This is a genomic window from Streptomyces sp. NPDC101165 (genome assembly GCF_044768135.1).
Classification (GTDB): Bacteria; Actinomycetota; Actinomycetes; order Streptomycetales; family Streptomycetaceae; genus Streptomyces.
The window spans coordinates 1-14,368 of record NZ_JBIWPG010000022.1 but is presented as its reverse complement, the minus strand read 5'-3'; the positions used below and the strand labels follow the sequence as shown (position 1 = coordinate 14,368).

The 14,368-nt window shown below is 71.7% G+C and carries 11 protein-coding genes and 1 rRNA gene; 5 read left to right on the top strand and 7 right to left on the bottom strand.

Annotated elements, in window-relative coordinates:
• Nucleotides 1–128: 128 nt before the first annotated feature.
• From hpf to mtnA, 6 genes are all read right to left on the bottom strand, one after another.
• Complete coding sequence (gene hpf, locus ACIRVH_RS36480) at nucleotides 129–818, bottom strand: ribosome hibernation-promoting factor, HPF/YfiA family (protein ID WP_393466868.1); 690 nt, start codon at nucleotides 816–818, stop codon at nucleotides 129–131.
• A 313-nt stretch (nucleotides 819–1,131) separates the two neighbouring features.
• Nucleotides 1,132–2,001 carry a ComF family protein gene (locus tag ACIRVH_RS36475; RefSeq protein WP_403962729.1) on the bottom strand — a complete coding sequence of 290 codons (870 nt, stop codon included), beginning with the start codon at nucleotides 1,999–2,001 and terminating at the stop codon, nucleotides 1,132–1,134.
• A gap of 186 nt (nucleotides 2,002–2,187) precedes the next feature.
• Nucleotides 2,188–4,032 (bottom strand): LpqB family beta-propeller domain-containing protein, encoded by a 1,845-nt coding sequence (locus ACIRVH_RS36470; RefSeq protein ID WP_403962726.1) that lies wholly within the window; start codon nucleotides 4,030–4,032, stop codon nucleotides 2,188–2,190.
• On the bottom strand, nucleotides 4,022–6,127 hold the full coding sequence (gene mtrB / locus ACIRVH_RS36465) for an MtrAB system histidine kinase MtrB (RefSeq protein WP_403962723.1): 2,106 nt from the start codon (nucleotides 6,125–6,127) through the stop codon (nucleotides 4,022–4,024). Before mtrB ends, ACIRVH_RS36470 begins: the two co-directional genes overlap by 11 nt.
• A gap of 1 nt (nucleotide 6,128) precedes the next feature.
• Entirely contained in the window at nucleotides 6,129–6,818 is a 690-nt protein-coding gene (gene mtrA, locus ACIRVH_RS36460) for a two-component system response regulator MtrA (RefSeq protein WP_199210776.1), read from the bottom strand.
• Between the two features lie 423 nt (nucleotides 6,819–7,241).
• On the bottom strand, nucleotides 7,242–8,363 hold the full coding sequence (mtnA, locus tag ACIRVH_RS36455; RefSeq protein WP_403962720.1) for an S-methyl-5-thioribose-1-phosphate isomerase: 1,122 nt from the start codon (nucleotides 8,361–8,363) through the stop codon (nucleotides 7,242–7,244).
• A 140-nt stretch (nucleotides 8,364–8,503) separates the two neighbouring features.
• Here mtnA and ACIRVH_RS36450 point away from each other — a divergent pair, with 140 nt between their 5' ends.
• Genes ACIRVH_RS36450 through ACIRVH_RS36430 form a run of 5 tightly spaced genes read left to right on the top strand, consistent with a single transcriptional unit; the run spans nucleotide 8,504 to nucleotide 14,195 of the window.
• Nucleotides 8,504–9,916 carry a glycerophosphoryl diester phosphodiesterase membrane domain-containing protein gene (locus ACIRVH_RS36450; RefSeq protein WP_403962718.1) on the top strand — a complete coding sequence of 471 codons (1,413 nt, stop codon included), beginning with the start codon at nucleotides 8,504–8,506 and terminating at the stop codon, nucleotides 9,914–9,916.
• 4 nt (nucleotides 9,917–9,920) lie between these two features.
• Entirely contained in the window at nucleotides 9,921–10,703 is a 783-nt protein-coding gene (locus ACIRVH_RS36445) for a DUF4129 domain-containing protein (protein ID WP_403962716.1), read from the top strand.
• Nucleotides 10,700–11,896: a DUF4350 domain-containing protein gene (locus ACIRVH_RS36440; protein ID WP_403962713.1), complete on the top strand. Its 1,197-nt coding sequence runs from the start codon at nucleotides 10,700–10,702 to the stop codon at nucleotides 11,894–11,896. Before ACIRVH_RS36445 ends, ACIRVH_RS36440 begins: the two co-directional genes overlap by 4 nt.
• Nucleotides 11,896–12,885, top strand: a complete 990-nt coding sequence (locus tag ACIRVH_RS36435; protein WP_403963069.1) for an AAA family ATPase — start codon at nucleotides 11,896–11,898, stop codon at nucleotides 12,883–12,885. Before ACIRVH_RS36440 ends, ACIRVH_RS36435 begins: the two co-directional genes overlap by 1 nt.
• Nucleotides 12,885–14,195, top strand: a complete 1,311-nt coding sequence (locus ACIRVH_RS36430; RefSeq protein ID WP_403962710.1) for a DUF58 domain-containing protein — start codon at nucleotides 12,885–12,887, stop codon at nucleotides 14,193–14,195. The genes ACIRVH_RS36435 and ACIRVH_RS36430 overlap by 1 nt, the downstream gene beginning before the upstream one ends.
• 87 nt (nucleotides 14,196–14,282) lie before the next feature.
• Here ACIRVH_RS36430 and rrf read toward each other — a convergent pair.
• Nucleotides 14,283–14,368, bottom strand: a 5S ribosomal RNA gene (gene rrf / locus ACIRVH_RS36425); the annotation flags it as partial.

The following is a 14,368-nucleotide window of genomic DNA, read 5'->3' as shown; positions in this document are numbered from 1 at the left end:
GGTGCGGTCATGATTTCATGCCCGGACGGCGCCGAGGTGACGAGCGGGGCGCGAAGTGGTCGCACACGGGTGCCCCTGGGGGCGCACGAGCGCGTCCAGGGGCACCGGCTCAGCTTCGGCCGGGTGGGTCAGCCACCCAGCGTGCCCCCTGCCGCCGGGGGCGCCTCAGCGACCATCGCTTCGGTGCTGAGGTGGATGACGCCGTAGTCGTAGGCGTGCCGCCGGTAGACGACACTCGGTTCCTTGGTCTCGGAGTCGACGAACAAGTAGAAGTCGTGGCCGACCAGTTCCATCTCATAGAGGGCCTGGTCGAGGCTCATCGGGGAGGCGACGTGCGTCTTCTCGCGGACGATCAGGGGACCTTCGCCCTTGACCTCCAGCGAGCCGATCTTCCTGGTCGGCACTCCGTCCGACTCGTCCTCGTGGACGGGGAGGCCGTTGCCATTGAGCGTCGCCACGCCCGGGACGTGGTCGGGAACTTCCGCCGCCGAGATCCGGCGGGCGCCGCGGCGCGAGAATCGCTTGTCGTGCTGCTTGCGCAGCCGGGCGTCCAGCTTCTCCGCCGCCAGGTCGAGTGCCGCGTACGGATCGCTGGCCGCTGCCTCCGCCCGGATCACCGGACCGCGGGACCTGAGCGTGATCTCCACTCGGTCACACCGGTCGGCCTGACGGGGGTTGGGCTCCTTGGACACCTCGACGTCGAGGCTGATCACCTTGCCATCGAGCTTCTGGATCTTCTCCAGGTTCAGCTTCTCGGCCACGTGCTTGCGGAACCGCTCGGGCACCTCGGTCTTGCGGCCCTTGACGACGATGTCCACGCAGAACTCCGTTCCCGGATCGCTCCGCTCCATCGGCGGAGCATCTCCCTTTTGCACCAGGTTCCGGTGAGCCCCGGAACCTCGGACTCGGTGACTTCACCTCCTCCTCCCCCATGGGCAAGATCTCCACCCCAGCGCTGCGGGTGATTGCGGAAAACCCGCAGCACAGCATTCGGATATGGGAGGTGTGGCCTGCGCCTTTCCTCACAACCGAACATATCTCGCCCGGACGGATGTCGTCACCCTCTACCGCGGCGTACCTCCGTTCAGGTGAATTGACCCTCTCGCTACCTGCAACGATGCAGGTAGGTGCTCAGTTCCTGTTTATTTCAAAGGAATCCCTCGGAGCGGCGACCACGGCTGCGCGGAGCGCCTCTCCGATGACGTTCGGCGCCACTATTTCCGGTGCACCATGCACCCAGTTCTCCCTGTCCGGCCGTGCTCCGATCCGTCGTTCCCACCTTCCTTCCCGAGTTCCGGCCCCGTACACAGCCGTTCCCCCATTGCGGCGTGATACGACCGCCTCCCGCACGGCCCGCGCCGCCTCCGCAAGGCTCGCTCCCGTCGTCATCAGGTCGTCGACGAGCACGACACGGCTCCCGGTGAGCAGCCGCTCCCCGCCCGCCGTCACCTCCAGCGCACCGGCGAGGTTCTCCAGGCGCTGCCGGGCGTCGAGCTCCGTCTGGTCCGCCACCGCCCGCCGCTGCCGCAGCACGGCGGCCACCCGGGCCTGTGTCCCGGTGCGCCGCAGCTCACCGGCCGCCGCGAGCGCCATCCGTCGTACCGGATCGTGCCCACGAGCCCGCACGGCCCACCGGGCGGAGGGCACGGGGACGAGCAGCACGCTCCCGGACCCCGGCCGCCTCGTGGGCACGCCACCGGGCCCAGCCGGCCCGAGACCCGTCCGCACGGCCCCCGCCAGGGCCGCGCCCAAGGCCCCCGCGAGCGCCAGCGCACCGCGCTCCTTGTGGGCGAGGAGGAGAGCCCGGACCTCCCCCGCGTAGGGAGCCGCCGCGTGCACCACCGGCAGCCCGGGCGGCTCCGGCAACGGCCGCACCCGGCGCGGCACTGCTCCGCCCAGTGCGGTGCGGCACCGCGGGCACAGCTCCGTACGAGGTGCCCCGCAGCCCGCGCAGTCGGCCGGCAGCACCAGGTCGGTGAGGTCCCGCCACCACCCCCGCATGTCCACCACTGTGCCAACGCCCGGGACGACCTGCCACCCCTGGGGAAAACGCCCTGTGGACAGCCCGGAACAACGGCCACCGACCATCACCCACGCGGGTGCGGGCCATATGGACATGCCTGCCGAACGGGCGTCTGCGCAGGACGGACGTCCACGCGAGGCAGACGTCCCCGTGCGACAGGGTTCTCAGCCCGGATAGACCGGCGCGGTCCCGTCCTTGTCCACCTTCTGCCACTGCGCCCCGGACGGCAGTCGAACGATCCCGTCCTCCGAGTAGGCCACCAGCGGCACCCGTTCGTCCTCGGACGCGGCGATCGCCTTCACACCCGACAGGGCCGCGGGCGCCGGACCGTCCAGGGTGGAGCCGTCGACCTGGACGTACCGCATCTGATGCACGCCCCCCTGCTCCAGGCCGACCACGACCAGCCGGCTGTCCCCGGCCCAGGACATGGTCGTGACCTGCTCCAGATCGGGGGCGGCGGAGCGCAGTTCGACGACCGAAGGACGGGCCCCCGACTTGTCGTCGCGCTCGATCCGGCCGATGAGCAGGGACTGCTGCTTGTCGTCCTTCTCCACGACCAGCGCGACCCGCACGCCGTCGGCGGCCACGCGCACGTCGCGGATGCGTCCGGGCAGGTCCGGGATGGTGACCTCCACCGGCTTGCCGACGCCCTGCTCGAGGACGTAGAGCTTCGGATGGCGCGGGTCGCGGTCGGCCACCCACAGGTCGCCGCGTGCGTCCCAACTCGGCGTGGTCAGCCGGTCGGTCGCGGTCGCCCCCTGGCTGCTGACCACCGCTTCCCCGAGCGCACCGCCCGCCGCCAGCGAGGTCACGTACAGCGCCTTCCCGTCGGCGCCGATCCCGGCCACGGTGTGCTCGTCCCGCGAGACGGCCACCGACTGCAGCTGCTTCTCGCCCTCCCCGAGCGGGCCCGGCACCGGAACGGCACTGGTCCCCGCGCTTCCGGTGAGCAGTCGCACCAGCCGGTGCTTGCCGTCGAGGAAGTACAGGTACTCGGGGCTCTGGGCCGAGGCGTGCCAGGCGGCGGACTCGGCGCGCTGCTCGGTGAGGTCGCACAGCGGGTGCCCGCCGGGCCCCTGCAGCTCGACCGACTCCAGCGTCGGCGTCAGGTTCCGCAGCGTGAACAGCAACTGGGTCGCCATCTCCGTGCACTTGGCGTTCCCGGCGTGGGCGACCTTGGAGTTCAGCGGCACCGTCAGCCTGTTCTGGTCGTCCGGCGTCAGCCCCGACACACCCTCCTGCAGGGCCGTATCGGTCGGGAAGCTGGACCTGACCACCGGCTCGAGCCACCTGGTCGGCCCGCTCAGCAGCGACCGCACCATCTGGGTCATCGGGTCCACCTTGCTGCGGACGAACACCGGGTCGGCGACCGCCACCGGCTGCCCGGTCGCCCCGACCGTCGTGGTGGAGGCGAAGTAGTACTTGTTGACGGACGTGTAGTTGCGCTGGAAGTCCGACTTGCCCATCACGACGCCCTGGGGCAGCGCGTCGATGCGCCACTGGCCGCTCTTGGCGTCCTTGGTGAGGTGCACCTTCTTGCTGTAGGGCCCGGCGGCGGGCGCGTACGCCTGCTGCGCGTCGACCGTGGCGACCATGCTGCCCGTCAGGACGTAGGTGAGGCTGCCGCTGTCGGTCGCATCCCGGCCGCCGGGATGCTGCTGGCCGGGCACGGCGCTCGGTCCGTTCGCGAGGACGGTGGCCGACCGCTCGGGCCGCCAGGTGCGCGCGGCATCGGCGGTCAGGTACTTGCGGGCGGTGTCGTACTGCGGATCGTCGCTGGTCAGGGCCTCCAGGAAGCCCTGCATGATCTCGCCGGGCTCGGCGTCCTCGGCGGGCGGCACGGCGAACACGCGCACCCCGGTGTCCTGCCGTGGCGTGGACTCGACGTCCCGCAGGTCCCCGCTGTCGGGCATCGAGGCACACCCGGCCAGCAGAACGGCCCCACAGGCCGCGTAGGCCACCGCGCGTCCCGGCCTGCGCCGGACGCCCCCCTCGCGGTCAGCGCCCACGAAATGCCTCCCCTGGCTCGGTCGAGTCCTTGGGCCCGGCCGGATCCGGACGGCCCGCGTGTGTGTCGGATGCGGGACCGGCCGCGGGCCTGTCGTCGGGGCGCCGTCCGCCCCCGGCGGGCCGGGGAACCACGCGCGCGCCGTTGCCGTTGCCCGGCAGCGCGGTCGGGTCGGCGGCCGGGGTGACGGAGGCCAGACGCGGGGCGATCGGGGCGCGCGCGGGCAGTGGCGGCACCTGGCCGCCACCCGGCTGCACCGGAACGGTCGCCCGCTTCTCCTCGCCCCCGCGGGGCAGGCCGGCGTCGTCGAGCCCGCGGTTGCGCCGCGAGTCCTTGGGTTCCAGCGGTATCGGAGAGCCGCGCAGCGTTTCGTCCGCGGTCCGCGGCAGCGTCAGCCGGAACTGCGAGCCGCCGCCCGGCTCGCCCCAGGCCTGCAGCCAGCCGCCGTGCAGCCGGGCGTCCTCCAGGGCGATCGACAGCCCGAGGCCGGTGCCGCCGGTGGTACGCGCGCGTGCCGGGTCGGCACGCCAGAAGCGGCTGAAGACGCGGGTCGCCTCGCCGGGCTTGAGTCCGACGCCGTAGTCGCGCACCGCGATGGCGACCGCGCCGCCCGCGGAGGCCAGCTTGACGATGACGTCCTTGCCCTCGCCGTGCTCGACGGCGTTGACGACGAGGTTGCGCAGTACGCGCTCCAGCCGCCGGGCGTCGGCCTCGGCGACGACGGGCTGCTGGTCACCGACGACGCGTATGTGTGTGCCCTTGCGCTCGGCGAGCGGCTCGGCGCCGCCGACGACCCGCCGCACGACCTCCCTGAGGTCTATCGGCTCGGCCTCCAGCGCCGCGGCACCGGCGTCGAAGCGGCTGATCTCCAGCAGGTCCGCGAGCAGCGACTCGAACCGGTCCAGCTGGTCGGCGAGCAGCTCGGCCGACCGCGCGGTGACCGGATCGAAGTCCTCGCGGGCCTCGTGGATGACGTCGGCGGCCATCCGTACGGTCGTCAGCGGCGTACGCAGCTCGTGCGACACGTCGGAGACGAACCGCCGCTGCATCCGCGACAGGTCCTCCAGCTGCTGGATCTTCAGCTGGAGGTTCTGCGCCATCTTGTTGAAGGCCTCGCCCAGGCGGGCGATGTCGTCCTCGCCGGTGACCTTCATCCGCTCCTGCAGCCGCCCGGCGGACAGCCGCTCGGCGATCCCGGCAGCCATCCGCACCGGAGTGACGACCTGCCGCACCACCAGCCAGGCGATGGCGCCCAGGAGTACGACGACGAAGAGCCCGGCGGTGGCCAGCGTGCCCTTGACCAGACTGAGCGACTTCTCCTCCTGCGTGAGCGGGAAGAGGTAGTACAGCTCGTAGGGGTGGCCGTTGGGGTCGTTGACCTGCTTGCCGATGACCAGCGCCGGCTGGGACTCCTTGCCGTTGAAGTAGACGATCCGGGTGTAGCTCTGGGCAGCCGTCGTACTGCTGTTGATCCGGTCGCGCAGATCGGCGGGCACGCTGGAGGAAGGGTCGACGTTTCCGGAGCCGCGCGGGCTGCGCCCGCCGCCGCTGTCGTCACCCACAGGGAGCGTCACGACGTCGAAGGCACCGGCACCGCCGCTGGAGAGCGACTCCACGAGATCGCTCATCCACGGGATGACGTTCTGCGACTGCCGTCCGTCGGCCGTCTCGGTGCCGTCACCGTTGCCGGTACCCGTGCCCGTGCCGCTGCCGGCCTCGTCGGCCTTCTGCTTGGCCACCGCGAACCCGCCGGTGGCCTGGCTCTGCGACGCCTTCACCTTCGCGTCCAGCAGGCCGTTGCGCACCTGCCCGATCACGACGAAGCCCAGCAGCAGGACGACGCCCAGCGACATCAGCAGTGTCGTGGCGACGACCCGCAGCTGGATGTTGCGCCGCCACAGCCGCATGACGGGCAGCAGCGGACGGCGCACCCAGCGCATGAACAGCCGGACGACGGGGCTGCCCTGGACCCCGCCCTGGAGCAGCCCGCCCTCGAAGAAGCGTCCCCAGCCCGAACCCGCCGTCTTCCGGCCGACAGGCCGCCCCGGACGGGCCCCGGGCCGGCCGGGAGCCGAAGCGGTCCTGTCCCCGGACATGTCAGCTCGGTCCGGCCTTGTAACCGACACCACGGACGGTCACCACGATCTCCGGCCGCTCCGGGTCCTTCTCGACTTTGGAGCGCAGCCGCTGGACGTGCACGTTGACGAGCCGCGTGTCAGCGGCGTGGCGGTAGCCCCACACCTGCTCGAGCAGCACCTCACGCGTGAACACCTGCCACGGCTTGCGGGCCAGCGCGACCAGCAGGTCGAACTCCAGCGGGGTCAGCGCGATCGACTGCCCCTCCCGCTTCACCGAGTGCCCGGCCACGTCGATGACGAGGTCACCGATGGTGAGCTGCTCCGGCGCCGGCTCCTCCGACCTCCTGAGCCGCGCCCGGATCCGGGCCACCAGCTCCTTCGGCTTGAACGGCTTCACGATGTAGTCGTCGGCGCCCGACTCCAGGCCCACGACGACGTCGACGGTGTCGCTCTTGGCCGTGAGCATCACGATCGGCACCCCGGACTCCGCCCTGATCAGGCGGCACACCTCGATACCGTCCCGGCCGGGCAGCATCAGGTCGAGCAGCACCAGGTCGGGCTTGGACTCACGGAAAGCGGCCAGCGCCTTGTCGCCGTCGGCTACGAAAGACGGCTCAAAACCTTCACCACGCAGCACGATGCCGAGCATCTCGGCCAGTGCGGTGTCGTCGTCGACGACAAGGACTCGTCCCTTCATAAACGACATCATCCCATTCTCATAACAGCGACAGGTGCCCTGGTGAGGGAGGTCACGGCCTCGTGACGATAGTCGTAGGAGCCCGTCACTGTCTGCCCTCGTCCGCCGACAATGCCTTCGGCAACGGATGTCAGCTACCCAGAGCACCCACCGCCGAGCCCGGCCCTACGGCGATGTGCGGCATAAACCACCCCATGATCACTGAAAGGGGTGAACCGGGCACGAGGACCGATGGGGACGCAAGCGCTCCGGCACGCCCCGGGGCTGTCCGGATCAATTGTGGGGGTTGGGATGCACTGGTGGAAGCGGAAGCCCCATGAACGGGCGCAGTGAGTGCTTGATCCGTTGGATGTCACGGCCCCTTTGTCTGCGGATCACCGCAGGTCGAGGGGCCGTTGCCGTTGAACGACGCGACATCGTCCCACTGGTTGATCATTACCTGGCACACAGCTCCGCAAGTGCCTCGGCCGTCACAGGAGACACGGCCCCCTCCTCGGTGACGATCGCCGTCACCAGCTCGGGCGGCGTCACGTCGAACGCCGGGTTGTACGCCTGGGTCCCCAGGGGTGCCACCGGAATCCCGCCTCCTGCTCCCGCCACCGGAACCTGGGGTGCCGTGACCTCGGTGACCTCGAAACCGGGGCGCTGCTCGACCTCTATGGACGCCCCGTCCGGCGTCTGCGGGTCGACCGTCGTCACCGGCGCCACCACGATGAACGGCACATGGTGGTACCGCGCGAGCACCGCGAGCGGATAGCTCCCGACCTTGTTCGCCACGGAACCGTCGGCCGCGATCCGGTCCGCCCCTATGAGCACCGCATCCACCTCGCCCGCCGCGAACAGCGAACCGGCCGCGTTGTCGGTGAGCAAGGTGTACGCCATGCCGTGGCGAGCCGCCTCGTACGCCGTCAGACGAGCGCCTTGCAGCAGCGGACGCGTTTCGTCCACCCACAGCCGCCGCAGCTGCCCCGCACGGTGCGCAGCGAGAGCCACCGCGAACGCCGTGCCTTCTCCGCCCGACACCAGCGATCCGCTGTTGCAGTGGGTCAGGATCCGCTGCCCGCCGCCCGGCAGCAGCTCGTCCAGCAGCGCCAGGCCGTGGGCGGCCATCCGGGCACTGGCCTCGGCGTCCTCCCGGTGCAGCGTCCGCGCGGCGGTCAGCGCCGCCGTCGCTGCCGCCGCGGTGTCGCCGGTGCTCGCGAGCGCCGCGCGGTAGGCGGACTCGGCTCTGTGCACCCCGACGGAGAGGTTCACCGCGGTCGGCCGGGCACCCTCCAGGGCCCGCGCGGCCTCCTCCACGTCGAAGCCCCGCGCGGCGGCGAGCGCGACGCCGTACGCCCCCGCGATCCCGAGCAGCGGCGCCCCGCGCACGGCGAGCGAACGAATCGCCTCCACCAGCGCGGGTGCGTCCGTGCACACCAGCTCGACCTCTTCGCCGGGCAGCCTCGTCTGGTCGAGAAGGACCAGTACAGGGCCTTCAGGTGGTTCCTCCCATCGGAGCACAGGGATCTCGGTCGGCCGCTTGTCCTCGCCGGTTTGCGCGTACTGATCAGCCATGCGGTCAGTCTGCCCCGTATCCGGCAGACAATTGAAGGCGTCCAGCCCCTACCGCGGCCGGTCACGCGATGACCACCCCATGGCACGATGTCTGCCAACCTGCCGTCGCGACCGCGGACGGGCACCGTAGAGGAGCATCGATGACAGACACTCCGGGCTGGGCCTCGCCCGGATCCGCCCCGTCGCCCGACGGGCGGGAGCCCGGCGCGTCCGGCCCCGCCGAGCCCACCGACCGTCCCGGCGGCCCCGCCGAGCCGGCCGCGCAGCCTGGCACGGACCCGCAGGGGCCAGGCCCGAAGTGGTCCAAGGAACAGCCGCCACCCGGCCAGTGGTCCGCGCCCACGGGTCCCCCGAGCCCCGGCCAGGCCCCGCCGCCGCCACCGCCCGGTCCGGGCTGGGGCGGCGGGTACGGCGGCGGACAGCCCGGCGGGCACGGAGGCGGCTCGTACAGCGGCCCTCCCGGCGGCTACGGCCCTCCCGGCGGCTACGGCCCTCCTGGCGGCTACGGCACCCCCGGCTACGGAGCCTGGGGCGGTGGTTGGGGCGGTCCCCCGCCCGCCGCCAAGCCCGGCGTGATCCCGCTGCGCCCGCTCGGCGTCGGCGAGATCCTCGACGGTGCCGTCTCCACCATGCGCACCTACTGGCGCACAGTCCTCGGCATCTCGCTCACCGTCTCGGTCCTCACCCAGATGAGCGTGATCCTCCTCCAGGGCTTCCTGCTGAACGACGGCGGGACCACCAGCGCCCTCAACGACCGCAACGCCACGCCGAGCGAGATACTCCAGGCCGTGAGCGCGCTGATGGCCGGCACCGGTCTCGTGGCCGTGATCACCATCGTCGGCACCATCGTCGCGACCGCCCTGCTCACGACGGTCACCAGCCGCGCCGTCCTCGGCAAGCCGGTCAGCACCGGCGAGGCCTGGCGGGACGCCCGCCCGCAGGTGCCGAAGCTGTTCGGCCTCCTCCTCCTGCTGGGCCTCATCACCTTCGGTGTGCTGCTCTGCGGCGCACTGCCCGGCATCCTCGTCGCCGTCGCCGGCGGAAACGAGGCAGCCGGCATCGCGGTCATCGTTCTGGGCATCCTCGCCGCCGCCCTCGTCGCGGTGTGGCTGACGGTCCGCTTCTCCCTGGCCTCGCCCGCGCTGATGCTGGAGCGGCAGAGCATCGTGAAGTCGATGAGCCGCTCCGCGAAGCTGGTCCGCGGCTCCTGGTGGCGCGTCCTCGGCATCCAGCTGCTCGCCGGGCTCATCGCCAACATCGTCTCGTCGCTCGTCGTGATCCCCTTCACCCTCATGGCGGCTGCCGTCAGCGGCCACGGGATGGTGGGCCTCTTCGCCCCCGACGCCCAGAGCCCCGGCTGGAGCTTCCTGCTCATCAGCGGCATCGGTTCGGTGATCGGCACCATGATCACGCTCCCGATCAACGCGGGCGTCACCGTGCTCCTGTACATCGACCAGCGCATCCGCCGCGAGGCCCTCGACCTCGAACTGGCCCGCGCCGCCGGCGTCCAGAACTACGGCACGAGCACTCCCGGCCCCGTCCCGGGGAGCTGATGCGGTGAGCCTGACGGGGGGAGTTCTCACGGCGGCCCCGGCCCTGCCGGGCGCCGCCGGATCGGCCGTACGAGGCCTGCTGGGCGCGGCACACACCAGGATCCTGGCGGCCGGCGGCTCGGGCGACGAGCCGCCCGTGACCATCCCGCGCGATCCCGCCCGGGAGGCGGCACGCCGTGAGCTGTCCAAGCGGATGTACCACGAGAACGACCCCAGCCTGCTCCAGCATGCCCTGAACGCCTTCTGGGACTGGCTGGACAAGCTCTTCAGCACAGCCGCCGCCGCGACACCCGGCGGCACGCTCGGCCTACTCGTCGTCGTCCTGTTCGTCGTCGCCGTGCTGGCCGCCCTGTGGTGGCGCCTGGGCACACCGCACCGCCAACCGGTCTCCACCGCAGCCCTGTTCGACGAGCGCCCCCGCAGCGCCGCCGAGCACCGCGCGGCCGGCGAGGCACACGCCGCCCAGGGCCACTGGAACCAGGCCGTCCAGGAACGCATGCGGGCCATCGTCCGCTCCCTGGAGGAGCGAACCCTGCTCGACACCCGGCCGGGCCGCACCGCCGACGAAGCCGCCGCCGAGGCCGGCCGCACCCTCCCCGCGCACACGGACCGACTGCGCTCCGCGGCCCGGGACTTCGACGACGTCACATACGGCGGGCGCAGAGCGAGCGAGCAGTCGTACCAGCGGATCACCGAACTCGACCGCGACCTGGAACGCACCCGGCCGGTCCTCGCCCACAGCTCCACCGGCACGGCCCACAACACCAGCCAGGGGGCCGCCGAATGACCGCCGAGGCCACACTGTCGACCACCTCGGCGTCGCCCACCGCCCGCCAGATCTGGACTCGCGGGCGAGGCATCGCCCTCGCCGTCGTGCTGATCCTGATCGCTGCCGTCGCGATGGCCGCCGTACGCTCTCAGACCCGGCACGGCGAACTCGACCCGCGCTCCGCCGACCCCTACGGCAGCCGCGCCGTCGCCGAACTCCTCGCCGACCGGGGCGTCTCCACACGCGTGGTCACCTCGCTCGGCGCGGCACGCGCCGCCGCCGGCCCGGACACCACGCTTCTCGTGGCCGTGCCCGACCTTCTGACGCCCGGTCAACAGACCAGGCTGCACTCGGCCGTGGCGGACTCCGGTGGGCGCACCGTCCTCGTCGCCGCCGGCAGCTCGTCCGTCGAGCGACTCGCCCCCGGGGTCACCGCGGACCCCGCCACCAGCTTCGACTCGACGCTCGCCCCCGACTGCAACTTGCCCGAAGCCCGGCGCGCGGGCACCGCCGACACCGGCGGCATCCGCTACACCACCACGCACCTCGACGCCGACTCCTGCTACCCCAGCGAGCGCCTCGCCACCCTGCTCCGCCTTCCGGCGGCCTCCGGGGACGGCGACACCGTCGTGCTCGGCGCGCCCGACATCTTCTTCAACAAGCGCCTCGACGAACAGGGCAACGCCTCGCTGGCCCTCCAACTCCTCGGCTCCCGCCCCCATCTGGTCTGGTACCTTCCCTCGCTCTCCGACGCCTCCGCCGCCGGCACCGGGGAACAGAAGAGCTTCTTCGACCTGCTCCCCTCGGGCTGGCTCTGGGGCACCCTGCAGCTGTTCATCGCCGCAGCCCTCGCCGCCTTCTGGCGGGCACGCCGGTTCGGCCCCCTCGTGCCCGAGAAACTCCCCGTCGCGATCCGCGCCTCCGAAACCGTCGAAGGCCGCGCCCGCCTCTACCGCAAGGCCAACGCCCGCGACCGCGCGGCCGCCGCTCTTCGCTCCACCACCCGCACGCGCCTCGCCCCCCTCGTCGGCGTCCCGGTCACCCAGGCGCACGCGCCCGAAGCTCTGCTCCCCGCCCTGTCCGCCCACCTCAACGGCGACGGACAGGCCCTGCACTCACTGCTCTTCGGACCGCCGCCCGGCGACGACGCAGCCCTCATCGCACTCACCGACCAACTCGACGCCCTCGAAAGAGAGGTACGCCGTCCATGATGGACCCGACCACTGACAACGCCGGGAACACCGGGGACTCGGCTGCCGCCCGGGACTCCCTGGAAGCCCTGCGCGCCGAGATCGCCAAAGCCGTGGTCGGCCAGGACCCCGCCGTGACCGGCCTCGTCGTCGCCCTTCTCTGCCGCGGACACGTTCTCCTCGAAGGAGTCCCCGGAGTCGCCAAAACGTTGCTCGTCCGCGCACTCGCGTCCGCGCTCGAACTCGACACCAAGCGTGTCCAGTTCACCCCCGACCTGATGCCGAGCGACGTCACCGGCTCCCTCGTCTACGACACCCGCACCGCCGAGTTCTCCTTCCAGCCCGGCCCGGTCTTCACCAACCTCCTGCTGGCGGACGAGATCAACCGCACCCCGCCGAAGACCCAGTCCTCCCTGCTGGAAGCCATGGAGGAACGCCAGGTCACGGTCGACGGCACCCCGCGCCTGCTGCCCGATCCGTTCCTGGTGGCCGCCACCCAGAACCCGGTCGAGTACGAGGGCACCTACCCCCTCCCCGAGGCCCAACTGGACCGCTTCCTCCTCAAGCTGACGATCCCTCTGCCCTCCCGCCAGGACGAGATCGACGTCCTCACCCGCCACGCCTCGGGCTTCAACCCGCGCGACCTGCGCGCCGCCGGCGTCCGCCCGGTCGCCGGTCGGGCCGATCTCGACGCGGCCCGCGCCGCCGTCGCCAAGACGACCGTCTCCCCCGAGATCACGGCCTACGTGGTGGACATCTGCCGCGCCACCCGCGAGTCGCCGTCCCTCACCCTCGGCGTCTCCCCGCGCGGCGCCACCGCACTGCTCGCCACCTCACGGGCCTGGGCCTGGCTGACCGGCCGCGACTACGTCATCCCCGACGATGTGAAGGCCCTCGCCCTGCCCACCCTGCGCCACCGCGTCCAGCTGCGCCCCGAAGCCGAGATGGAAGGCGTGACCGCCGACTCCGTCATCAACGCCATCCTCGCCCACGTCCCGGTCCCCCGCTGATGGCGCTCACCGGACGCGCCGCTCTTCTCGCGGCCCTCGGCTCGATCCCCGTCGGCATCCTGGAACCCGGTTGGACGGGCGTCCTCGCGGTCAACGCCCCCCTGGTCCTGGCCTGCGCCTGCGACTTCGCACTCGCGGCACCCGTACGACGGCTCGTCCTGTCCCGCTCCGGCGACACCTCCGCACGCCTCAACGAAACCGCCGACGTCACCCTCACGATCACGAATCCCACCGGCCGCCTTCTGCGGGCCCGCCTGCGGGACGCATGGCCGCCCAGCAGCTGGCAGCCCGGCACCGAGGTCGAGAGCTCGCGCCACCGCGTCACCGTCCCGGCCGGCGAACGCCGACGGGTGACGACCCGACTGCGCCCCACCCGTCGCGGCGATCGCCAGGCCGACCGCGTGACGATCCGCTCCTACGGCCCCCTCGGTCTCTTCTCCCGCCAGGGCACCCACAAGGTTCCGTGGACGGTACGAGTCCTGCCCCCCTTCACCAGCCGCAAGCACCTGCCGTCGAAGCTGGCCCGATTGCGTGAACTCGACGGCCGCACCAGCGTCCTGACCCGCGGTGAGGGCACCGAGTTCGACAGCTTGCGCGAGTACGTCCCCGGCGACGACACCCGCTCGATCGACTGGCGCGCCACCGCCCGACAGTCCACAGTGGCCGTCCGTACCTGGCGCCCCGAACGCGACCGCCACATCCTCCTGGTCCTCGACACGGGCCGCACCTCGGCCGGCCGCATGGGCGACATCCCCCGCCTGGACGCCTCCCTGGACGCGGCCCTGCTTCTCGCAGCGCTCGCCTCCCGCGCCGGTGACCGCGTGGACCTGCTGGCCTATGACCGCCGGGTCCGCGCCCTGGTCCAGGGCCGCTCCGCCGGCGATGTCCTGCCGTCCCTGGTCAACGCGATGGCAACGCTGGAACCGGAACTCGTCGAAACCGACGCCCGCGGCCTCACGGCGACTGCTCTTCGTACGGCTCCTCGACGCTCCCTGATCGTGCTGCTCACGACGCTCGACGCCGCACCGGTGGAGCAGGGTCTGCTGCCCGTGCTCCCACAGCTCACCCAGCGCCACACGGTCCTCGTCGCTTCGGTGGCCGATCCGCACATCGCGCAGATGGCCCAGGCCCGGGGCGACGCCGAGGCCGTGTATGAAGCTGCCGCGGCCGCGCAGGCGCAGAGCGAACGTCAGCGCACGACGGAACAACTCCGTCGTCATGGAGTGACGGTCGTGGACGCGACACCGGACGATCTGGCGCCGGCATTGGCTGATGCATATCTCGCTCTGAAGGCGGCAGGCCGGCTCTGATCTGCCGCTGCCCGCCCCTTCGGGGGAAATAGACCCTGAACGCAGAAAACCCCCGCATCCGAAGATGCGGGGGTTTTCTCAAAATTTGTTCGGCGGTGTCCTACTCTCCCACAGGGTCCCCCCTGCAGTACCATCGGCGCTGTGAGGCTTAGCTTCCGGGTTCGGAATGTAAC

What these genes read in the sequence shown, in the direction of transcription:
- ACIRVH_RS36475 (WP_403962729.1), bottom strand. Translation starts at nt 2,001, where the DNA reads ATGCGGGGGTGGTGGCGGGACCTCACCGACCTGGTGCTGCCGGCCGAC.
- mtrB (WP_403962723.1), bottom strand. Translation starts at nt 6,127, where the DNA reads ATGTCCGGGGACAGGACCGCTTCGGCTCCCGGCCGGCCCGGGGCCCGT.
- mtrA (WP_199210776.1), bottom strand. Translation starts at nt 6,818, where the DNA reads ATGATGTCGTTTATGAAGGGACGAGTCCTTGTCGTCGACGACGACACC.
- mtnA (WP_403962720.1), bottom strand. Translation starts at nt 8,363, where the DNA reads ATGGCTGATCAGTACGCGCAAACCGGCGAGGACAAGCGGCCGACCGAG.
- ACIRVH_RS36450 (WP_403962718.1), top strand. Translation starts at nt 8,504, where the DNA reads ATGACAGACACTCCGGGCTGGGCCTCGCCCGGATCCGCCCCGTCGCCC.
- ACIRVH_RS36440 (WP_403962713.1), top strand. Translation starts at nt 10,700, where the DNA reads ATGACCGCCGAGGCCACACTGTCGACCACCTCGGCGTCGCCCACCGCC.
- ACIRVH_RS36435 (WP_403963069.1), top strand. Translation starts at nt 11,896, where the DNA reads ATGGACCCGACCACTGACAACGCCGGGAACACCGGGGACTCGGCTGCC.
- ACIRVH_RS36430 (WP_403962710.1), top strand. Translation starts at nt 12,885, where the DNA reads ATGGCGCTCACCGGACGCGCCGCTCTTCTCGCGGCCCTCGGCTCGATC.